Below are 20613 nucleotides of genomic sequence, written 5' to 3'. Positions count from 1 at the left end.
AACCCGCTCTATAGCGACTGGGGACCATGGTGCGAGCAAAACATGGATCAGCCCGTCACGCTCAGGAAAGCGCGCCCGGCTGGCCCAATGCGCCTTCATACAGCGCGCGATACCGGGCGATCATCACCCCCTCGTCATACTCGGCCACGGCCTTCGCCTGATTGGCGGCACCCACCGTCCGCCGCAGGCCGGCGTCGTCGACCAGCGCCTGCATCACGTCGCGCAGCCGCACCTCGGTTGGCCATTCGGCGATGAAGGGCGCGTTCTCCGCCGCCACCATCCGCCGCACGTCGCCCACCGGCAGGCTGGCCACGGGCAGCCCGGCCGCCATCGCCTCGATCACCGCGGTCGGGAACTGTTCCGCGCGCGACGACAGCGCGACCAGATCGAATCCGCGCAGGAACCGGTAGGGCCGCTCGACGAAGCCCGGCATCACCACCCGGTCGGCGATTCCCATCGCCGCCGCCGCGCCCGCGATCATCGCCCGCTCCGGCCCCTCCCCCACGATCACCAGCCGGAATTTGCCGGACAGGCCGCCCGCCGCGCGAACCAGCGCGGACAGGTTCTTCATCGAGGTCATCGCCGCCACCGCGCCGATCACCACCTCGTCCTTGCGCCGGACGAAGCCGGGGATCGCGCGGGGATCGGGATCGGCGGCGTAATGCCGGGTGGCGATGCCCGTGACGATGCGGTGGACGCGCGACCGCGGCTGTTTCCACGCCCCCAGCGCGATCCCCTCCAGCGCCTCCGACGGCACCACCAGTCCCTGTGCGGCGGACAAGGCGACGCGGCGGTACAGGTTGCGCTCGATCTTCAGCCCCTGCGCCTCCTCCGCGCCGAAGCCGTCCTCGTGATGGATCAGCGGCGGCATGTCCTTGCCGAACACGCGCCGTGCCATCGCCCCGTCGATCCCGCCCCAGCCATAGGTCAGTACCAGGTCGTAGCGCCGCATCATCCGCGCGATCGCCTCGTACCGCGCCACCGCGGGCTTGCCCGCCAGCGGCGGCGGGTCCTGCGCGATCTCGTAACGGACGCCGGCCGGGATCAGCGCCCGCGCGCCCGTCGCCGCCGGATCGGCGGAGACGATCACGTGCCGGGCGCGGTCTCCCCATGCCGCCATCAGCCGCGCGGCGCGTGCCTCCTTGCCGCCGATGTCGAACGATCCGTGGAGGTGGAGGATGGAAAGGGGCGCGTTCATATCGGTTCCGATAATCGATTCGGATGCCAATGCCACCTATTGCGTGGCGGGATCACCTGCGTCATCCTCCGATGCTCCACGGGACGACCACGGGAGAGACCATGATGATGAAGACCCTTATCGCCTCCGCCAGCGCCCTCGCGCTTTCCGCCACGCCCGCGCTTGCCACGGCGGCCAATCCCGCGAGCTCCTTGTCGGTGAAGGCCACCACCCGCGCCGCCACCCCCGCCAAGCGCGGCAGCAAGCTTGCCGCACCCGGCGCGATCGTCGGTCTCGTCCTTGCCGCCGCGGTCGTGGCCGGCGGTGCTTTCATCATCGCGGACGACGACGACAGCGACAGCAACTAAGGCTCCTGTCCGCACCGGAGGGATCGGCCCCCTGTGAAGGGGCCGGTCCTTCCCCGCCGCGGATCGCCGACGCGGACGAATCCTATACCGCCTCGCCCGCCGCGATCCGCCGGATGCGTTCGTCGAAGCGGGCCTGCGACCGTCGCATCCAGCGCCGCACCCCGGCCGCGATCATCCCGAACCCGATCATCAGCATCGCCCAGGTCGCCGGTTCCGGCACATGCGACATCGCCGTCGCCGTATCGACAGGTGCCGGCCTGATCGCCGCCGCCGGCCGCACTGCGATGCGGGTGATCGCCCCCACCAGCGTCACTCGCTCGCCATCGCCGGCGCCCCGCACCGATCCGATCGTCCGCCCGGCGGCGTCATAGGCGGTCAGCATCGCGCCGTCTTCCGCCGCCAGCAGCGAGAACGAGCGAGTGGAGATCGGCCGCCCCGGATCGGCGAGATCGACGAACAGGATATCCGCCGCCCGGCCCGCGCCGCACAGCGCCTCGCCCGGCCGGGTCGTGCAATCGGCAAAGGCGGTGCCGGACGGATCGACTGGCATCCGCACGATATCCGCCCCGGTCACGGCATCATTGGTGGTAGCAGCGGCGGGGTCGGCGGGCGCCGCGCCCGGCCATACGGCCACCGCCGGTGTCGCCACCAGACCGATCGCCGCCACTGCCAGCCCGAACCGCATCGATCCCCCGATGGATGTCATCCCCCCGGCGGCTTAATCGATCGTTCAGCAAAGCTCAATCGCCGCCGGCGAACACGCTCGCATCGATATGGGTCACGCGGCAGGCCAGATCGGCCTCGCCGCTCGCCACGATGTAATGATCGCCTGCCGCGACGATGCCGGTCGTGAACACGACGTCGCTGACATACATCTGCTCCTGCAACGGTTCGGTCAGCGCCGGTACGGCCTCCAGCAGGGGCGCGTGCTGCGTCCGCACCGTGATCGACGGATCGTCCCGGTCCAGGATCGACCAGTAGGTGCGATAGATGCCGACCACCCCGGATGGCTCCACCCCGTGCCACAGGGTCAGCCAGCCGTCGTTGGTCAAAATCGGAGGGGTGCCGCCGCCCATGCGCGCGGTCGCCACCGTCGCCGCATGGGGACGGATGCCGGGCTTGTCATACGGTTTCCAGTGCAGCGCGTCGGGCGAGGTCGCCAGGTTGATCGACGGTCCCGCCCGCCATTCGCTGCCCGGCGGATAGGCGAAGTACAGGTCGCCCAGCGGCCGGGTCTGCGCCCAGTATTGGCCACCGACGAGCCCCTCGAAGATCAGCATGTCCTTGTTCTGGTGGTCCAGCACGATCCCCTCCAGCGTCCAGTCCATGGCGTCCGTGCTGGAATACAGCGTGGTCGAATGACGTTCCGGGCTGACCGAACAGGTCGTCATCAGATACCGGTCGCCGACCCGGCTGATCCGCGCATCCTCGATGCCATAGCATTGGTAATCGGTCGCCGGCGCGATCGCACGGTCGTAATGCACCCCGACCACCGCCGTGCCGTCCGCGTTCAGTTCGACGGGCAGCAGCCAGGACAGGCTGGTCAGCGCCATCACCTTCCATCCGCCGCCATGCATCATGAACTTGCGCGGATCGGCGGTGTCGACCATCTCCAGCGGCCACGCATCGAGGTGATAACCGCCCGCCGCCCAGCGGATCGCATGGACGTGCCCGTCGAACCTCGGCCGGCGCAGCGCCTCCGCCACCCGCACCATCATCAGCAGGTTGCCGTTCGGCAGCCGCGTCAGGCCGGGATTGAACGCGCCCAGCACATAGGTGTCCGCCCCCACCTTGCCCGCCAGCGGCGACCGCGACAGATCGACATCGTCGGGGGTGAAGACCAGTGCATCGAATCCCATCATTCGCCCTCCTGCGCGCGCGGCACGATCACCAGCTGCTGCACCACCGTCCGCGACGGTTGCGTCAACAGATAGTGGACGCCCACCGCAATGTCCTCGGCCCGCAGCATCGTCTCGTCCCGGATCATCGCCCGCTGTTCGTCGGGCGGCAGGTCGGGCGACTGCATGTCCGATCCCGTCTTGCCCGGCTCGACCAGCGACACGCGGATGCCCTTTGGCCCCAGCTCGCGGCGCAGCGCCGCGGCGAAGCCGGCGATGCCCGCCTTGATCCCGGCATAGATCGTCGATCCCGGCCCCAGCACATGCGCGCTCATCGATCCGATCAACACCAGATCGCCGACCGGCACCAGCCTTTCCGATACCGCCTTCGCGCCCATCAAGTACGCGGTGAAGTCGACCGCGATCGCACGCCCGATCGCGGCGGCATCCATGTCGGTCAGTCCCTCGGCGGCGACCGCGGCGTTCATCACCGCGATGTCGATCCCGTCCAGCGCCACCTCGCCCGCCGCGACGAAGCGCTCCACCGCCCCCGGTTCGGCCAGATCGATCGCCATCCCGTCGCCCGTGCCGACTTCGCGGATGTCGGCCAGCGCTTCCTGCAGCGCCGCCTCCTCATGCCCGCATATAAACACCTTGGCCCCCTCGGCGGCGAGCAGCACCGCGATGGCGCGGCCGATCCCCGTCGTTCCGCCGGTCACGATCGCCCGCCGCCCGTTCAGGCTGCGGCGCGCGGTATGGGTATCGGCGGGCTTGGTCATCGTCGCTCCGGGGTCGGGGTATGCCCCCAAGACGAACGCGATGTCCCGCAGTTCCGGCCATGGACCGGTCGGATTGACCCCGGCGGACGCGATACCTACGATCGGGCCGGATCGGAGACGGCATGACCATCTGGAAGATCTTCGTAGGCGGCGGTGGCGACGACTGGTTCAGCCATATCGTCGAAACCTATCACGCCGAATATGCGAAGATGAACCCGGATTTCTCCTGCCGTTGTTTCAGCTGGACCGAGGGCGATGCCATCCGCGCCTTGCTGAACGGGGAGGCGAAGGGCGGCAACGTCACGCTGGTCGGGCACAGTTACGGCGGCGACACCGCCTTCTGGGTGTTGAAGGACACGCCGAACGTCGACCTGCTCGTCAGCATCGATCCGGTCGGGCGTTTCCAGCGCAGCTGGACGGCGATCCGCGCCGATGCCGGCCTGTGGCTCAACGTCCGGGCGGAACCCTCGTCGGACAACCGGTCGTTCGACGATACGATCGCGTGGGCGGGGCGCAAATATCCGCGTCCACCGGCCATCGGGCAACCGAACGCCCCCAATCACAGCTTGATCGCGAACCGGACGCACGGCGATTTCCGCGGGATGATGCGCGACACTGTCGGTGGGGTGAGCGGCCGGACGCTGCTGGGCGGCCATCATGTCGGCTGACGGCGCCTCCCGCCGCGCCGGCCGGCGCCCGGTCCTGCTCGTCCTTGCAGTCCTGATCGCGCTGGTCGCGGCGGTGGCCGTCTGGGCACTGGTCCCTCGCGATCTCGGCCCCGTCACGGTCGAACGGGTGCGGCTGCTCCCCGCCGGCGCGCCCGATGGCGGTACCAAGCCGGCGGCCCTCGCCACCCCGGTCCGGATCGCCGTCACCTTCGTGGTGCCGCAGGATCTGGCGGCGGTCCGCGAAGGACTGGGCCTTGGTTACATCGCCGCCCGCCTCGCCGATTGCGGCGACGATGATGCCGCCACGCAGGAGGTGATCGCCCAGCGCGCCGGCTATCTCGGCGACTATGGCCGCGTCATCCGCCTCGGCACAGGTGCGGACGGCCGGACCCGCTACCGCGCGGTGTTCGACGACGAACTGACCGCGACGGTCGATCACGCCGCCCGCCGCACCCCGGCCCGCGCCACGCCCGGCGGGCTGTGCCTGTCGCTATACGGTGCCAGCATGTGGTTCCGCCATGCCACGTCACCTGCGATGCCGATCGCGACCCTGCCGCGCTGACGGATCAGTCCAGCCGCGCCAGCCACCGGCGGATCGCCGCGTCCGCCACCGGCTCGTCCAACATCGGCGCATGGCCGACCTCCGCCACCGTAACCCGCTCCGCGTTGGGCAGCGTGGCCGCCATCCGCGCCATCGCCGGTTCGCCCAGCAGGTCGGATCGTTCGCCGCGCACCAGCAGGACGGGCACGTCCGCCAGCCCGGCCAGCGCGCCCCACATGTCCGGCCCGGCCTCCGCGCCCGGCACGCGGAACGGCTCGGCGATACGCAGGTCGTAGTCCAGCACGATCCGCCCGCCGCTCGACAGCCGGTACAGCCGCTTGGCCATGCCCAGCCACTGTTCCAGCCCCCAGCCAGGATAGACGTCGCGGTTGTTCTCCTCGATCGTCCGCGCCGCATGGAGCCAGGTCGGGCAGCTCGATCCCCGGCCGACATAGCCGCGGATGCGTTGCAGCCCCGCCGCTTCGATCTCCGGCCCGATATCGTTCAGCAGCGCACCGGCCAGCCGCCCTTTCGCCGGCCCCGCCAGCAGCATCGTCACGATCCCGCCCAGCGACGTGCCCACCGCCGCGAACCGGCCGATGCCCTGATCCGCCAGCAGCGCCTCGACATCCTGCACATAGGTGAGCGGGACATAGGACATCGCGTCCTTGGCATAGCCGCTTTCGCCCCGACCGCGGAAATCGACCGCGATCACCCGCCGCTCCCCCGAATGCGCTTCGGCGAAGGCGGCGAAGTCGCGCGCGTTGCGGGTCAGCCCGTGCAGGCAGATCAGCGGCACCCTGTCGGAATCGCCGGGATAATCGCGCGCGTGCAGCCGTACCCCGTCGTTCGACCACCAATGTAGTTTTGCATAAGCGGCCATGTTGCGGTTCCCGTGTTCGACCACCCATATCGGCGGATGCCCTTCTCCCCGCAAGCATACCGCCCCGACTGCCCCATCCTCTCGTTGGGCGACGCCTTCTACGACGCGGTCGCGGCGGCCGACTTCCCCGAAACCATCCTGCGTTTCCGCAACGACCGCGCCGCCGCACAGATCGGCCTCGCCGACCTGACCGACGACGAATGGATCGCTCATTTCGGCCGCTTCGCCCCCCTGCCCGGCACGCTGCCGCAACCGCTGGCGCTGCGGTATCACGGCCATCAGTTCCGCCAGTACAACCCCGATCTCGGCGACGGTCGCGGCTTCACCTTTACCCAAGTTTGGGACGATCGCGACCGGCTGATGGATCTCGGCACCAAGGGATCGGGGCAGACGCCATGGAGCCGCGCCGGTGACGGTCGCCTGACGCTGAAGGGCGGCGTCCGCGAAATCCTCGCCACCGAGATGCTGGAGGCGCTGAACGTCCCCACCTCGCGCACCCTGTCGCTGGTCGAGACGGGCGAGGAGCTGATGCGCGGCGACGAACCCTCCCCCACCCGTTCGGCGGTGCTGGTCCGCCTCAGCCACGGCCATATCCGCATCGGCAGCTTCCAGCGGCTGGCCTATGAACGCGACGAGGTGTCGATGCGCGCCCTCGTCTCCTACGTCCTGCGCAACCTGTACGCGGAGGACAGCGACGATCCCGTCCGCCTGCTGGCCCATGTCGTCGATCGCACCGCGACGCTGGCGGCACGCTACATGGCGGCGGGGTTCGTCCACGGCGTGCTCAACACCGACAACATCAACGTGACCGGCGAGAGCTTCGATTACGGCCCGTGGCGCTTCGCACCCACATGGGACCCGGCCTACACCGCCGCCTATTTCGACCATGCCGGCCTCTACGCCTTCGGCCGCCAGCCGGAGGCGATCGGCTGGAACGCGATGCAGTTCGCCAGTTCGCTGCGCCTGATCGCCGACAGCGACCCGCTGGTCGCCGCGCTCGACGGGTTCGCCCCCCGGTTCCAGCGCGAGCTTGCCGCCGCGATCCTGTGGCGGCTGGGGCTGGCGCCGGTCGACCCCGACACCGACCGCGCCACCGTCCGCGCGGTGGAGCAGGCGCTGCGCACCACCGCCACGCCGATCGACCGCTTCTTCTTCGACGCCTTCGCCCGTCCCGACCTGCCTGCCACCTATAGCGAGCCATGGGCCGCGGTACGCACCGCGCTCGCCGCGCATCCGCCGCGCAGCGACCGTGCCCACCCCTATTGGTCGGGCGAGCCGTGCGGGATGCCGATCGACGAGGTGGAGGCGCTGTGGGCGCCGATCGCCACCGCCGACGACTGGTCGCCGCTCCATACCAAGGTCGCCGCGATCCGGGCGATGGCGGCGGCGCTGCGGTGATTAGACAAGCCCGCCGGACACGGTAAGACACCATCGATGACCGACCTTCTGTCCCATGAACCCGCGACCGGTGCCGAACTGGCTCGCCTGCCCATCGGCAACGCGGACGACGAGGTCGCCGCCGCCCGCGCCGGCTGGGTCGGCTGGGCCGCCCGGCCACTGGTGTTCCGCGTGGAGACGCTGCGTCGCTACGCCAATGTCGTCCGTCAGCGCTACGACGCCTTTGCGGACCTGATCGCGCGCGAAACCGGCAAACCGCTGTGGGAAGCGCGCACCGAGATCGACTCGGTGATCGCCAAGGTCGACATCTCGGTCGCCGCCTATGCCGAACGCACCGCGCAGCGGCGGATGGACGGGCAGCTCGGCGCCCGCGTCGCCGTCCGGCACAAACCGCATGGCGTATTGGCGGTGCTCGGCCCCTATAATTTTCCCGCACACCTGCCCAACGGCCACATCGTCCCCGCGCTGATCGCGGGCAATGCGGTGGTGTTCAAACCGTCGGAGAAGACACCCGCCACGGGGGCGTTCATGATCGACTGCCTCCATGCCGCCGGGGTGCCCGCCGAATGCGCGCGCCTGCTGGTCGGCGGCGCGGACGAGGGGCGGGCGCTGGCCGCGCATCCCGGTATCGACGGGCTGCTGTTCACCGGCTCGGCCACCACCGGCCTCGCGCTCAACCGCCTGTTCGCCGACCGGCCGGACAAGATCCTCGCGCTGGAGATGGGCGGCAACAACCCGATCATCGTGTGGGATACGCCGGACATCGCCGGCGCGGCAGTGCTGGTGGCGCAGTCCGCCTTCACCAGTGCGGGCCAGCGCTGCACCGCCGCGCGCCGCCTGATCGTGCAGGACGCGCTGTACGAACCGCTGGTCGCGGAACTCGATCGCCTGATCGGTCGCATCATCGTCGGCGCCCCGCACGACGATCCCGCGCCGTTCATGGGCCCGGTGATCGACAACGACGCCGCCGACCAGTTGAGCGACGCCTTTGTCGACCTGCTGATGCGCGGCGGCCGGCCGATCCGCCATCTGGAACGCCCGGTGCCGGGCCGCCCCTTCCTGACGCCCGCGATGATCGACGTTACCGCCGTGCCCGACCGTCCCGATGTCGAGCTGTTCGGCCCGCTGTTGCAGGTGATCCGCCACGGCGATTTCGACGCCGCCATCGCAGAGGCGAACGCGACGCGCTATGGCCTGTCCGCCTCGTTGGTCAGCCAGACGCCCGAACTCTACGACCGGTTCTGGGCCCATATCCGCGCCGGCATCGTCAACTGGAACCGCCCGACCAACGGCGCCGCCTCCAATGCCCCGTTCGGCGGCATCGGCTGGTCCGGCAACCACCGCCCCTCCGCTTACTACGCGGCGGATTACTGCGCCTATCCGGTCGTCTCCAGCGAAACCGACAATCCCCGCGCCGCGATCGGCATCGGCTTGCGGGACGAATAGAACGTCCCGACTATCGATGCGTAAAAGGGGCCGGACCGTTACCATCGACGGCTTGACGATGATGCCACCAAAGCAGCCCCAATCGTCATTGCGAGCATAGCGAAGCAATCCAGGGCCTAGCGTGTGACGCTCTGGATTGCTTCGCTATGCTCGCAATGACGGAATGGGTTAGACTGACTCAGAACGGGGAATCACTTCCCCAGCCAGTCCCCGATCTTCTTCTCCAGCACCGGCATCGGCAGCGCGCCCGTGTCCAGCACCTGCGCATGGAACGCTCGCGGATCGAACGCCGCGCCCTGTTTCGCCTGCGCCTGCGCCTTCAGTTTCGAGATCGTCAACTGGCCGATCTTGTACGCGGTCGCCTGTCCGGGGATCGCGATGTACCGCTCCACCTCGGCAGTCGCGTCGGTCTTCGACATGGGTGAGTTTGCCAGCATGTATTCGATCGCCCGGTCCCGGCTCCACCCCTTGGCGTGCAGCCCGGTGTCGACCACCAGCCGCATCGCGCGCAGCATCTCGTCGCTCAGGCCGCCCACCCGCTGATAGGGGTCGGTTTCCATCCCCAGCGGCTTCCACAGGCTTTCGGCATAGAGCGCCCAGCCCTCGACATAGGCGGTGTTGCCGCCGAAACGGATGAACGCAGGCAGCGCCGCATTCTCCTGCGCCAGGCTGACCTGGAAATGATGCCCCGGCACCGCCTCGTGCAGGTACAGCGTCTCCATCCCCCAGGTGTAGCGGATCGGCAGGTCGTAGGTGTTGTAATAGAACACGCCCGCGCGCGACCCGTCCGGCGTGCCGCCCTGATACGATCCGCCCGCATCCGATTTCGCGCGAAAATCGGGGACCGGCCGGATTTCCAGCGGCGTCCTGGGGATCAGCGAGAACTGCTCGCGCACCCGCGCATCCACCCGTCTGCCGATCCCCTCATAGCCCAGCCGCACCTCCTCGGCGGTCTTGGGCTGGAACCGTGGGTCGGTGCGCAGGAAGGTGAAGAACTGCGCCAGCGTCCCCTTGTAGCCGACCGCCACCTGCTGCTCGTTCATCTCGCGCGTGATCCGCGCCACCTCCGACAGGCCCAGCGCATGGACCGCCGCCGCCGTCATCGGCAGCGTCGTCGACTGCTCGATCCGGTAGGCGTACAGCGCGTCGCCCCCCGGCATCGCCGACAGTCCCACCGTGTCGCGCGCCTTGGGCAAATATGTGTCCGCCAGGAAATCACGGATTTTCCGGTGCGCCGGCATCAGGACATCGCGGACCTGCGCGGCATAGGCGGCGGTCAGCCGGGTCCGGTCGGCAGCAGGCATCGACGCCGGGAACATCGTGACCGGCGCATAGAAGGTCGATCCTTCCACCCCTTGCGCCAGCAGCCCGTCGAACTGCGCGATCATGTTGCGCACGACCAGCTTCGGATGCACGATCCCCTCGGCCATCCCCTCGCGGAAGCGGGCGATGATGCGATCGTACAGCGCGGCATAGCCGGCGTTGCGTGTCAGGTTGTTTTCGTAATCCTGCACCGTCTTGAACGGCGCGCCGCCCTTCCCCGACGCGAAGTCGGGATAGAAGGTCTGAAACCCGCCGAAATGGTTGATCGGCAACGCCCGCTCGATCCGCTCGATCGCCGGGGCGAAGCCGCGCAACGCCACCTCGGTCTGGTTGCGGAACACGTCGTAGGCGATCCGGTCGACCGGGGTCAGCTTGTCGCGATCGATCGCGGTGATCGCCGCCAGATCGGCCTGCGTGTTGCGCTTCTCGGTCGCGGTGCGCGCATCGGTCAGATAGTCGCCGAAGCGGTCGGCATAGCGCAGGTCGCCGCGAAAGATCGCCTGGATCGGGTTCAGTGCCAGATCGCGTTCGTCGCTGTCATAGAACAGCCGCTTCAGCTTCGCATCCTCCGGCCCGTCGCCCGGCAGGGGCGCCGCCAGCGGGATCGCCTGACCCAGCACGGGCGTGGCGCAGGTGGCGGCAAGCAGCAGAGCGACGGCAACGGTCAGGCGCATGGATTTCCCCTTTGCGGCGCAGCCTTTGCGCGAAGCGGGGCAGAAGACAATGGATCGTTGCGCCCGCCGCCCAAAGCCATGCTACCCCTGCCCCAAGCATCGCTCGATTGCCGCACCCGCACGAAGACGCCATCTGGTGGTGCATGGCGACGTTACTCGATCCCCACGCGCGCGGTCGCGTGATCCTCGCCGGGGCCGGCCCCGGCGATCCCGGCCTGCTCACCGTCCGCGCGGTGGAGGCGTTGAGGATCGCCGACATCGTCGTGCACGACGGACTGATCGACCCCCGCGTCCTCGATCTGGCCCCTGCCACCGCACAACGCATCTCGGTCGCCAAGCGACGTGCCCGTCACACCCTGCCGCAGGAGGCGATCAACGCGCTGATCGTGGCGCATGTGAAGACCGGCGCGATCGTCATCCGGCTGAAGGGCGGCGACCCCTTCATCTTCGGTCGCGGTGGCGAGGAGGTGGAGGCGGTGCGCGCCGCCGGCCTGACGGTCGAGGTGATCCCCGGCGTCTCGGCCGCGCTCGGCTGCGCGGCGGAGGCGATGCTGCCGCTCACCCACCGCGATCATTCGTCGGCGGTGTCGTTCGTGGCGGGCCAGTGCAAGGGGTTGCAGGATCAGGACTGGTCCGGCCTCGCCGGGCAGGGCCGCACGCTCGTGATCTACATGGGCGTCGCCACCGCCGCCGTCATCGCCGACAAGCTGATGGCGGACGGCGTCGCCCCCGACATGCCGGTCGCAGTGCTGGAACGCGGCACGCTGGCCGGCCACCGCGCGCTGCGCACCCTGCTCGCCGATCTCGGCGCGATGGTCGCGCGCGAACGCGTCGGCAGCCCGGCGGTGATCGTCGTAGGCGAAGTCGTTGAATTGTCTGATGCCGAAGACAAGCTTGCCCGCTGGGCACGGATCGCGGAAGAGACCGAAGCATGAGGATATTGACCGGAAACGACCTCGCCAGCGGCGATGTCACCTGGTGGACCGGCACCGGCTGGTCGCGCCATCTGGACGACGCCATCGACGTCGCCGACCAGGGCGAGGCGATCGCCCGTGCCGAGGAAGGCGCGCGCCGCGTCAACGTGCCCTATGTGATCGACGCGACGATGACGGCGGACGGCCCCCGCCCCGCCCATATCAAGGATCGTATCCGCGCGCTCGGCCCGACGGTGCGGCCGGACCTGACGCTGAAACCGGCCGATCCGAACGCGGGAAGCTGGGTGATATGATGCGTGTGCCGCCGCCAAGCCAAGGAGAAAAAGGGGTTCACGCGGAGACGCGGAGACGCGGAGGTGTTACCCCCGGCGCGCAGCGCCTACCGGAATTACCGCCGGGTTCGCGCTCCTTGGCCGCTGACGCGGCCGAAAAACCCTCTTTCTTCTTCTCCGCGTCTCCGCGCCTCCGCGCGAACCATATCTTCTTCACGTCCTCGCGTCCCTACGCGAACCACGTTCTTCTTGCGACCGCGCCCCGCCGCGCGACACCCAAGGCCCCCGCTCATGTATAAGTACGACGAATACGACCAGAGCATCGTCGACGCCCGCGTCGACGAGTTCCGCGATCAGGTGACCCGCCGCCTCGCCGGCCAGTTGACCGAGGATCAGTTCAAGCCGCTGCGGCTGATGAACGGCCTCTATCTCCAGCTGCACGCCTATATGCTGCGGGTGGCCATTCCCTATGGCACGCTCGACAGCCGGCAGATGCGGATGCTGGCCTCGATCGCGCGCGATTACGACCGTGATTACGGCCATTTCACCACCCGCCAGAACCTACAGTTCAACTGGATCAAGCTGGAGGATACGCCCGATATTCTCGCCAGGCTGGCCACGGTCGAGATGCACGCCATCCAGACCAGTGGCAACTGCATCCGCAACATCTCGTCCGACCAGTTCGCCGGCGCCGCCGCCGACGAGATCGCGGACCCGCGCCCCTGGGCGGAGCTGATCCGCCAGTGGAGCACCTTCCACCCCGAATTCAGCTACCTGCCGCGCAAGTTCAAGATTTGCGTCATCGCCGCGGACGAGGATCGCGCCGCGATGCGCCTGCACGACATCGGCATCCAGCTGGTGACGCGGGACGGTGAACTGGGCGCGCGTATCTATGTCGGCGGCGGCATGGGCCGCACCCCGATGATCGCGCCGCTGATCCGCGATTTCGTCCCCGCCGACGATCTGATGAGCTATCTGGAAGCCGCCTTGCGCGTCTACAATCGCTACGGCCGCCGCGACAATATGTACAAGGCGCGGATCAAGATCCTCGTCCACGAGATCGGCGCCGACGACTATCGCCGCCAGGTCGAGGAGGAGTTCGTCGCGGTCAAGGCGCTTGGCCTCGATCCCCCCGCCGCCGAACTCGCCCGCATCACCGCGATGTTCGCGCCCCCCGCCTTCGATACGGATGCCCCGGACCGGGTCGACCGCAGCGATCCCGACTTCGCCGTCTGGCTCGACCAGAACGTCGTGGCGCACAAGCAGGCCGGCTATGCGATCGTCACGGTCAGCCTGAAACCCGCCGGCGGCATCCCCGGCGACGCATCCTCCGCGCAGATCGACCTCGTCGCCGATCTGGCCGAACGCTACAGTTTCGACGAACTGCGCGTCACCCATGCCCAGAACCTCGTCCTGCCGCATGTTCGCAAGGCCGATCTGTACGCGATATGGGAAGCGTTGCGCGACGCCGGGCTGGCGGAGGCGAACCTCGACCTCATCACCGACATCATCGCCTGCCCCGGCCTTGATTATTGCAGCCTCGCCAATGCCCGCTCGATCCCCTTGGCGCAGAAGATCGCGACCCGTTTCGCCGATCCCGTCCGCCAGCGCGATCTGGGCGAGTTGAAGCTCAAGATATCGGGCTGCATCAACGCCTGCGGCCACCACCATGCCGGCCATATCGGCATCCTCGGCGTCGACAAGAAGGGCACCGAGAATTACCAGCTCTCGCTCGGCGGCTCGGGGGCGGAGGACGTGTCGCTCGGCAAGATCACCGGCCCCGGCTTCGACGAGGACGGCGTGGTCGACGCGATCGAACGGGCGACCGACACCTATGTGTCCTTGCGCGAACCCGGCGAGCGTTTCCTCGACACCTATCGCCGCGTCGGAATGCAGCCGTTCAAGGAGGCGATCTATGGATGACCTGCTGCGCTTCCGCGACGACGTGGCGCATGACGAGCCGGCGGTTACGCTCGACGCTTTCCTCGCCAAACAGACCAACGCCACCGCCGTCCGGCTGGAAGCGGGTGAGGATGCGCGCGCGCTCCTGCCCTATCTGGATCGGCTCGCACTGATCGAGGTCAGCTTCCCGTCGTTCCGCGACGGTCGCGGCTATTCGGCCGGTCGTATCCTGCGCGAGGGCGGCTATACCGGCGAGTTGCGGGCGCAGGGCGACGTGCTGGTCGACCAGCTGCCGCTGATGCGTCGCTGCGGCTTCGACAGCTTCGCTCCCGAAGCGGAGATCGATGCGGAGGTGCTGCGCCGCAGCCTCGACCGCTACGACTATCGCTATCAGCCGGCCGCCGATGCGGTCGTGCCCGTCTGGAAACGCCGTCATGGCTGAACCGGCGCGTGTCCTCGACACGATCGATACCCGCCCCGCCTTCACCGCCGCCGACGCGGCGGCGCTGGAGGCGCGCTTCGCCGGCGTGCCCGCGCCGGCGATGCTCGCCGAACTGTTGACCGGCGACCTCGCCGGGCGGGTCGCGGCGGTATCGTCGTTCGGGGCGGAATCGGCGGTGCTGCTGCATATCGTCGCGGGCGTCGACCGCTCCGTGCCGGTGATCTTCACCAATACCCAGAAGATGTTCGGCGAGACGCTGGCCTATCGCGACACCCTGTCCGAGCGCCTCGGCCTCACCGACCTGCGCGTCGTGCGTCCCGATCCGCACCTGCTCGCGGTGCGCGACAAGCAGGCGGAACGCTGGTCCTACGACCCCGATGGCTGCTGCGAAATCCGCAAGGTGGAACCGCTCGCTCGCGCGCTCGTCCCCTTCGACGCCTGGATTTCGGGCCGCAAGGGCTTCCAGGCCGGCACCCGCACCGCGCTGCCCCGGTTCGAGGAGGATCAGGGCCGGCTCAAGATCAACCCATTGGTCGATTGGGACAAGGCCGCGCTCGACGCGTATTTCGCCGAGCACGACCTGCCCCGCCACCCGCTGGAAGCGCAGGGCTACCCCTCGATCGGCTGCGCGCCCTGCACCTCGCCCGTCCGTCCCGGCGAAGACCCGCGCGCGGGTCGCTGGCGCGGGATGGACAAGGTGGAATGCGGCATCCACATGATCGCCGGCACCGGCATCAAGGTGGACGACGGCGAACCCCCGATCCGCTGAACCACGCTCGCGACTGGTGACGTCATAATCTGTTTGAAAACGCGCCGGGGCGCGTTTTGCGGTGCCGGCCCGCTCCCCCTCCCGGCCACCCACAGCGTATCCTGAATGGGTGGCCGGGAGGGGGAGCGGGCCGGCACCGCCTTGAAACTTGCCCTCTCGCGAGTTTCTAAACAGACACTCAGCGCGGGCCGAGCACCGCCAGCACGACTAGCAGCCCGGTTTCGACCAGTTCGATCCCCGCGCCGTGCGCGTCGCCGTTGATCCCGCCCAGCTTGCGCCGCAGCCACAGCGCATAGGCTAGGATCAGGACCGGTGCGGCCAGCAGGACGGGGAACACCACCCCGCCGCCCGCGAGCAGCAGCCCCCAGCCGATCGGGTCCCGCCGCCGTACCGCGCGGGCGACCGTCGCGCCCAGCCCTTGCGTGACCGGCGGCAGCCAGCGTGCCCAGCCGAGCGGCCCGATCCGTGCCGCTGCCGGGATCAACACGATCGCCCACCCGATCGGCGCGCAGGCATGGAGCAGCACCAGCTTCGCCAGCAATTGCAGGCCCAGCGTCACCACCCCGAAGCTGCCGACATGCGGGTCGGCCATCACCGCCAGCAGGCGGGTGCGGTCGCCATGCGCCGCGCCCAGCCCGTCCGCCAGATCAGCGAGCCCGTCGAGATGCAGCGCCCCGGTCACGCCCACCCACATCGCCAACGCCGCCAGCGCGCCCGCCCATGGATCGATCAGCGCACCCGCCCCTCCCGCCAGCGCGACGCACAGGCCGATGACCAGGCCGACCAGCGGATAACAGCGGATCGCCGCCGCGAAATCCGCCGTCGATGCCGTCACCGCAGGCACAGGCAGGCGGGTGAGGAACCCCAGCGCCAGCAGGATCCGCCTCACGCCAGTCTCACGATCTGGGCGACGGGTGGCGTGTCCGGCCACAGCCGCAGTGTGACGATCCCGGCATAGGGCAGCGCGAACGTCCAAGTCTGCCGTGCATCGAAACCGCACGATACCGCCAGCGCCGCGCGGATCGCGCCGGCATGGGTGACGACCAGCGTCCCGTCTACCAGGGCGGGGATCGCCGCACCGACGCGTTCGACCAGCGCCGACCAGCGTTCGCCACCGGGCGGCGGCGCCCCATCGGGATCGGCCCAGAAACGGGCCAGCGCGTCCGGGTCGAGATCGCGGGGGTGCCGGCCGTCCCAGTCGCCGAAATTCAGTTCCCGCCAGCGGGCGTCGCGCCCGGCCGCCAATCCGTGCGGCCCGCCGATCGCATTGGCGCAGGCATGGGCGCGGGCAAGGTCGGACGCGACGATCGCCACCGGCGTCAGCGACGCGGCGGCGGCGATGCAGGCGGCGATCCCCGCCGGGGTCGCCGGCGGATCGCCATGGCCGATCATCCGGCCCGCGCCGTCGGGTTCGCCGTGCCGCATCAGATGGACGATGCGCGGCGCGGTCACGCGGTGGCGACGCCCGCCTCGGCAAAGGTCGCCATGCCGTCATGCGCGGCCAGCGCGGCGCGGACCAGCATCGCCGCCACCGCTCCCCCGCTCGCCTCGCCCAGCCGCATGTCGAGCGACAGCAGCGGTACCAGCCCCAGTCGGGCCAGCAGTCGGACATGGCCCGGTTCGGCGGAGACGTGCCCGGCCAGGCAATGATCGACGATGCCCGGCCGATGGGCGGCCAGCGGCGTGACGGCCGCCGTGCCGATGAACCCGTCGAGCAGCACCGGGATGCCGTGGCGGCGCGCCGCCACCACCGCCCCGGCGATCGCCGCGATCTCCCGCCCGCCCAGTCGCCGCAGCGTCTCGAACGGATCGGTCGCCTCCGCGCGGTGGCGCAGCAGGGCGGCGTCCACCGCCGCGATCTTCGCGGCCAGCGCCGTACCCTCGACGCCCGTGCCCGGCCCCACCCAGTCGCGCGCCGTGCCGCCGAAACTCGCGGCGCACAGCGCGGCGGCGGCGGTCGAATTGGCGATCCCCATCTCACCCGGCACCAGCAGGTCGAGATCGGGCGACACCGCCGCCACCCCGGCGTTGATCGCGGCGAGGCAGTCGTCCACCCCCATCGCGGGCATGGTCGTGAAATCCGCAGTGGGCCGGTCGAGGTCCAGCGCCACCACGCCGAGCGCCAGCCCGGCGGCGGCGGCCAGCGCGTTGATCGCCGCACCGCCGGACTGGAAGTTGGCGACCATCTGCGCGGTCACCTCGGCCGGAAAGGCGCTCACCCCGCGCGCCGCGACGCCGTGGTTGCCCGCGAAGACCACGACGCGGCCATGATCCAGCCGGGGCCGGGCGCGGCCCTGCCATCCCGCCATGAACAGCGCGATCTCCTCCAGCCGTCCCAGCGATCCCGGCGGCTTGGTCAGTTCGGCCTGACGCCGCGCGGCGGCGGCGCGGCTGTCGGCGTCCGGGGGACGCAGCGTCTCGATGGCCGCGACGAAATCGGCGGGCGAGGCGAAGACGATCATTCGACGACATACCCCTCGGGCGGGGTGCGCGTGATGAAATGCCCCTTCACCCCCGCCGGCCATTGTTTGAAGGGCACCTGCCCGGTGTCGCTGGCCGCAAAGTGCGCGGCATATTCCAGGATCGCGCGTGCCGCCTCCGCATCGGCGGCGAACCGGCCCATGACATAGCCGACCTTGCCGGGGCCGCGCAGATGCACCGTGCAGAACTCCGTGCAGGCGAACAGGCACGGCATCGCCTGCACCGCGACATCGGCAAAGGCCGGGTCCGCCGCCCGCGCCGCGACGAGCGCGTCGAACAGCAGCGCGCCGCCACGACGGCCGGCGGGGTCGTCGCGTTCCTCCTTGCTGAACCGGCAGGTGTTGCACACCACCACGGCGGGTGCGTTGTCGACGGGGATCAGTTTCATCAGAATTCTATTCCGGCCTGCGCCTTGATCCCGCCGCGGAAGGGATGCTTCACCTGCGTCATCTCGGTCACCAGATCGGCGGCGTCGATCAGGGATGGCGGGGCGTTGCGGCCGGTGACGACGACGTGCTTCATCGGCGCCCGGTCCATGACGGCGGCCACGACTTCCTCGACCGGCAGATAGCCATAGCGCAGCACGATGTTCAGCTCGTCCGCGATCACCATCGCGATTGCGGGATCGGCGATCATCCGGCGCACCTCGTCCCACGCCGTCCTGGCGACCGCGATATCGCGGGCGCGATCCTGCGTGTCCCAGGTGAAGCCCTCGCCCATCGGGCAGAAGCTGACGAGGTCGGGGAAGGCGTCGAAGATCGCCCGTTCGCCGGTGGTCATCGCGCCCTTCACGAACTGGACGATGCCGACCTTCATCCCGTGCCCCATCGCGCGCACGGCCATGCCGAACGCGGCGGTCGACTTGCCCTTGCCGGGGCCGGTATGGACGATCAGCAGGCCCTTCTCGCCGGTCTTGCTGGCCATCATGTCGCGCCGGGCGGCCTGGATGCGCTGCATCTTTTCGGCATGGCGTGCCTCGGCGGCGGGGTCGTCGATCATGGTCGGTTCCATTCCACGATGCGGCTCGCGGCGCGGCCGAACAGGTCGGCGGCTACCAGCCAGAACACCGCCTGCGTCGCGATCGCGGCAAGACGGAACTGCCACAGCAACGTCGCGGGGAAATCGGCGGGCACCTCATCGATCGACGGCAGCAGCAACTGCCCGGCCGCGACGATCGCGACATAGGCGCCACCGGCGATCATCAGCCGGTCGGTCGCCGCGACCCGTGCGGCCATCACCCGCTGGAGACGACCGGCGGCCACGGCGGCGGCGATGGACAGCGCCAGCATCGCGAACCAGGCGGCGGTGCGCAGCCGGACGGTCTCATGCAGCCCGACCGCGGGCGGCGTCGGCGGATACTTGATCGCCGGAACCAGCACGACGACCACGAAGGCGGCGATCGCCAGCGTCAACGCCAGCGTGCGCGGCGCCGTCTGCCCGACGCGGCCGTACAGCCCGCCGAACACGATCGCGAACAGCCCGCCCAGCGCGGTGCCGTACAGTCCCATCGCGGTGAACAGTCCCCAGGTCTTCTGCACGGCACGGCCGACCAGCTCGGGCTCGGCCGCCATCCCGGCCATCGCATGGCGCGATTCCAAAGCGATGGCGGCATCGATCCGCGGTTCCGCGAACAGCAGGGCGAAGGTGGCGGCGGCGAACGCACCGGCCAGTCCGGCGAGCATCCCCCGCCAGAGCAACGTCTTCATCATGGCGCTTCCCCGACAGGATCAGTGGCAGGGAAAGCCCAGCAGATGGCGGCCGTCATGCACATATTCGTGCACATACTTGCCCTCGAACAGCGCGAAGGCGCCCTGTTCGGTGCTGACGAAGTACAGCAGGATCAGCGCGACCACGGCAGCGAACACCGCCCATGGCATGATGTCCGCGATCGGGATGGGGCGGGCGATGCCGCCGCCTTTGCCATCGAGGCGATCGTCGAAGGGTATGGAAAGGCCGGTCGTCACAGGCATGCTCCTGCCGGGAATACGCGCCCGGCGCGGGGGGTGGAGGTGCCGGGCGGGGTCTGGCTCTCGACAGGGACGAACCCGTCGATCACAGTGGCGCGACCGCGCCGGAATTTCACCGGCTTCCCGCCCGGCTCCGATGCCCGCGACTGTGGCCGCTGCGCCGGGGCACGTCAATCGATCAGGAGCATTTTGCCGGTGTCGACCCATCTCGTCCTGCTGTGCGCCGGGGCCACGGCATCGTTCCGCGCCGCCCGGTTTCCCGATCCGGCCGAGCCGCTCGACGAGGGTGGGCGCGCAGCGGTGCGGCGGTTCGTACCCGGTGGGCGACGGTTCGACCGGTGCCTGATCGCCCCCGGCATGGCGGCCCGCGACACCGCCGCGCTGCTGTCGCTCACGGGGGAGGATGAGCCGTCGTTGCGCGACATCGATGCCGGCGACTGGACCGGCGCGGGACTGGACGAGGTGGACGGCGCGGCGCTGGCCGCCTGGCTGGCGGCGCCCGAAACGGGTGCGCCGGGTGGGGAAAGCATGGCGGCGGTCGCCGACCGGGTGGGGTCGTGTCTGGACGGGCTGGCGGCGGGCAGCATGCTAGCCGTCACCCATGTCGCGGTGATCCGGGCGGCGATCGCGCACGCGCTGGGAATACCGGTCGCCGCCACGCTGGGCATCGACGTGACGCCGCTGATGCGGGTCACCCTGTCGCGGCACGGGCACGGGCGCTGGCGGCTGCAGGAACTGCGCCGGGCGTGA

Annotated in this window: 24 protein-coding genes; 11 read left to right on the top strand and 13 right to left on the bottom strand. The window is 69.5% G+C overall.

Annotated features, from left to right (window positions below; all coding sequences use genetic code 11):
- Positions 1-61: 61 nt before the first annotated feature.
- Positions 62-1198, bottom strand: coding sequence for a glycosyltransferase family 4 protein (locus IFT82_RS03515; RefSeq protein ID WP_192124598.1), 1137 nt, complete (start codon positions 1196-1198; stop codon positions 62-64).
- A 104-nt stretch (positions 1199-1302) separates the two neighbouring features.
- Here IFT82_RS03515 and IFT82_RS03510 point away from each other — a divergent pair, with 104 nt between their 5' ends.
- The gene (locus IFT82_RS03510) at positions 1303-1545 is read left to right on the top strand and encodes a hypothetical protein (RefSeq protein ID WP_192124596.1); all 243 of its coding nucleotides are present in this window, start codon (positions 1303-1305) and stop codon (positions 1543-1545) included.
- A gap of 82 nt (positions 1546-1627) precedes the next feature.
- On the opposite strand, the gene IFT82_RS03505 is transcribed toward IFT82_RS03510, so the two are convergent.
- From IFT82_RS03505 to IFT82_RS03495, 3 genes are read right to left on the bottom strand one after another with little or no spacing between them, the layout of a single operon-like run.
- Positions 1628-2251, bottom strand: coding sequence for a PEP-CTERM sorting domain-containing protein (locus IFT82_RS03505; protein WP_192124594.1), 624 nt, complete (start codon positions 2249-2251; stop codon positions 1628-1630).
- A 34-nt stretch (positions 2252-2285) separates the two neighbouring features.
- The gene (locus tag IFT82_RS03500) at positions 2286-3407 is read right to left on the bottom strand and encodes a glycoside hydrolase family 130 protein (protein ID WP_192124592.1); all 1122 of its coding nucleotides are present in this window, start codon (positions 3405-3407) and stop codon (positions 2286-2288) included.
- On the bottom strand, positions 3404-4162 hold the full coding sequence (locus tag IFT82_RS03495) for an SDR family oxidoreductase (RefSeq protein WP_192124590.1): 759 nt from the start codon (positions 4160-4162) through the stop codon (positions 3404-3406). The genes IFT82_RS03500 and IFT82_RS03495 overlap by 4 nt, the downstream gene beginning before the upstream one ends.
- Positions 4163-4284: 122 nt before the next feature.
- Here IFT82_RS03495 and IFT82_RS03490 point away from each other — a divergent pair, with 122 nt between their 5' ends.
- Together IFT82_RS03490 and IFT82_RS03485 are read left to right on the top strand one after the other, a co-directional pair.
- Positions 4285-4830, top strand: a complete 546-nt coding sequence (locus tag IFT82_RS03490) for an alpha/beta hydrolase (RefSeq protein ID WP_192124588.1) — start codon at positions 4285-4287, stop codon at positions 4828-4830.
- Positions 4820-5392 (top strand): hypothetical protein, encoded by a 573-nt coding sequence (locus tag IFT82_RS03485; protein WP_192124587.1) that lies wholly within the window; start codon positions 4820-4822, stop codon positions 5390-5392. Before IFT82_RS03490 ends, IFT82_RS03485 begins: the two co-directional genes overlap by 11 nt.
- Before the next feature lie 4 nt (positions 5393-5396).
- On the opposite strand, the gene IFT82_RS03480 is transcribed toward IFT82_RS03485, so the two are convergent.
- On the bottom strand, positions 5397-6254 hold the full coding sequence (locus IFT82_RS03480) for an alpha/beta fold hydrolase (RefSeq protein WP_192124585.1): 858 nt from the start codon (positions 6252-6254) through the stop codon (positions 5397-5399).
- Between the two features lie 36 nt (positions 6255-6290).
- On the opposite strand from IFT82_RS03480, the gene IFT82_RS03475 reads away from it, so the two are divergent.
- Both IFT82_RS03475 and astD read left to right on the top strand, forming a co-directional pair.
- Positions 6291-7652 (top strand): protein adenylyltransferase SelO family protein, encoded by a 1362-nt coding sequence (locus IFT82_RS03475; RefSeq protein ID WP_192125054.1) that lies wholly within the window; start codon positions 6291-6293, stop codon positions 7650-7652.
- 36 nt (positions 7653-7688) lie between these two features.
- Complete coding sequence (astD, locus tag IFT82_RS03470; RefSeq protein WP_192124583.1) at positions 7689-9098, top strand: succinylglutamate-semialdehyde dehydrogenase; 1410 nt, start codon at positions 7689-7691, stop codon at positions 9096-9098.
- Between the two features lie 191 nt (positions 9099-9289).
- On the opposite strand, the gene IFT82_RS03465 is transcribed toward astD, so the two are convergent.
- Positions 9290-11095, bottom strand: coding sequence for a DUF885 domain-containing protein (locus tag IFT82_RS03465; protein ID WP_192124581.1), 1806 nt, complete (start codon positions 11093-11095; stop codon positions 9290-9292).
- A gap of 143 nt (positions 11096-11238) precedes the next feature.
- Between IFT82_RS03465 and cobA the strand changes: the two genes are divergently transcribed.
- The 5 genes from cobA (at position 11239) to IFT82_RS03440 (ending at position 15415) form a co-directional block, all read left to right on the top strand.
- A complete protein-coding gene (cobA, locus tag IFT82_RS03460; protein ID WP_192125052.1) occupies positions 11239-12030 on the top strand; it encodes a uroporphyrinogen-III C-methyltransferase in 792 nt (263 codons plus the stop codon).
- The gene (locus tag IFT82_RS03455) at positions 12027-12323 is read left to right on the top strand and encodes a DUF2849 domain-containing protein (protein ID WP_192124579.1); all 297 of its coding nucleotides are present in this window, start codon (positions 12027-12029) and stop codon (positions 12321-12323) included. Before cobA ends, IFT82_RS03455 begins: the two co-directional genes overlap by 4 nt.
- Before the next feature lie 270 nt (positions 12324-12593).
- Entirely contained in the window at positions 12594-14225 is a 1632-nt protein-coding gene (locus IFT82_RS03450) for a nitrite/sulfite reductase (RefSeq protein ID WP_192124577.1), read from the top strand.
- Complete coding sequence (locus IFT82_RS03445) at positions 14218-14646, top strand: DUF934 domain-containing protein (RefSeq protein WP_192124575.1); 429 nt, start codon at positions 14218-14220, stop codon at positions 14644-14646. Before IFT82_RS03450 ends, IFT82_RS03445 begins: the two co-directional genes overlap by 8 nt.
- The gene (locus tag IFT82_RS03440) at positions 14639-15415 is read left to right on the top strand and encodes a phosphoadenylyl-sulfate reductase (protein WP_192124573.1); all 777 of its coding nucleotides are present in this window, start codon (positions 14639-14641) and stop codon (positions 15413-15415) included. The genes IFT82_RS03445 and IFT82_RS03440 overlap by 8 nt, the downstream gene beginning before the upstream one ends.
- Positions 15416-15593: 178 nt before the next feature.
- On the opposite strand, the gene cobS is transcribed toward IFT82_RS03440, so the two are convergent.
- The 7 genes from cobS to IFT82_RS21275 are packed head-to-tail and all read right to left on the bottom strand — an operon-like array spanning position 15594 to position 19860.
- On the bottom strand, positions 15594-16304 hold the full coding sequence (gene cobS, locus IFT82_RS03435) for an adenosylcobinamide-GDP ribazoletransferase (RefSeq protein WP_192124571.1): 711 nt from the start codon (positions 16302-16304) through the stop codon (positions 15594-15596).
- Entirely contained in the window at positions 16301-16867 is a 567-nt protein-coding gene (locus tag IFT82_RS03430) for a histidine phosphatase family protein (RefSeq protein ID WP_342355032.1), read from the bottom strand. Before IFT82_RS03430 ends, cobS begins: the two co-directional genes overlap by 4 nt.
- Positions 16864-17877, bottom strand: coding sequence for a nicotinate-nucleotide--dimethylbenzimidazole phosphoribosyltransferase (gene cobT / locus IFT82_RS03425; RefSeq protein ID WP_192124569.1), 1014 nt, complete (start codon positions 17875-17877; stop codon positions 16864-16866). Before cobT ends, IFT82_RS03430 begins: the two co-directional genes overlap by 4 nt.
- Positions 17874-18284 carry a DUF1636 domain-containing protein gene (locus tag IFT82_RS03420; protein ID WP_192124567.1) on the bottom strand — a complete coding sequence of 137 codons (411 nt, stop codon included), beginning with the start codon at positions 18282-18284 and terminating at the stop codon, positions 17874-17876. The genes cobT and IFT82_RS03420 overlap by 4 nt, the downstream gene beginning before the upstream one ends.
- Positions 18284-18895 (bottom strand): cob(I)yrinic acid a,c-diamide adenosyltransferase, encoded by a 612-nt coding sequence (gene cobO / locus IFT82_RS03415; RefSeq protein WP_192124565.1) that lies wholly within the window; start codon positions 18893-18895, stop codon positions 18284-18286. Before cobO ends, IFT82_RS03420 begins: the two co-directional genes overlap by 1 nt.
- Positions 18892-19605, bottom strand: a complete 714-nt coding sequence (locus IFT82_RS03410; protein ID WP_192124563.1) for a CbtA family protein — start codon at positions 19603-19605, stop codon at positions 18892-18894. The genes cobO and IFT82_RS03410 overlap by 4 nt, the downstream gene beginning before the upstream one ends.
- Positions 19606-19623: 18 nt before the next feature.
- On the bottom strand, positions 19624-19860 hold the full coding sequence (locus IFT82_RS21275) for a CbtB domain-containing protein (RefSeq protein WP_342355031.1): 237 nt from the start codon (positions 19858-19860) through the stop codon (positions 19624-19626).
- Positions 19861-20058: 198 nt separating this feature from the next.
- On the opposite strand from IFT82_RS21275, the gene IFT82_RS03400 reads away from it, so the two are divergent.
- On the top strand, positions 20059-20613 hold the full coding sequence (locus IFT82_RS03400; RefSeq protein ID WP_192124562.1) for a histidine phosphatase family protein: 555 nt from the start codon (positions 20059-20061) through the stop codon (positions 20611-20613).

Origin of the sequence: Sphingomonas sp. CFBP 8760 (genome assembly GCF_014841615.1) — a bacterium.
Classification (GTDB): Bacteria; Pseudomonadota; Alphaproteobacteria; order Sphingomonadales; family Sphingomonadaceae; genus Sphingomonas.
Note: the sequence above shows the minus strand (reverse complement) of the source record. Positions and strands in the feature narration are given on the sequence as shown.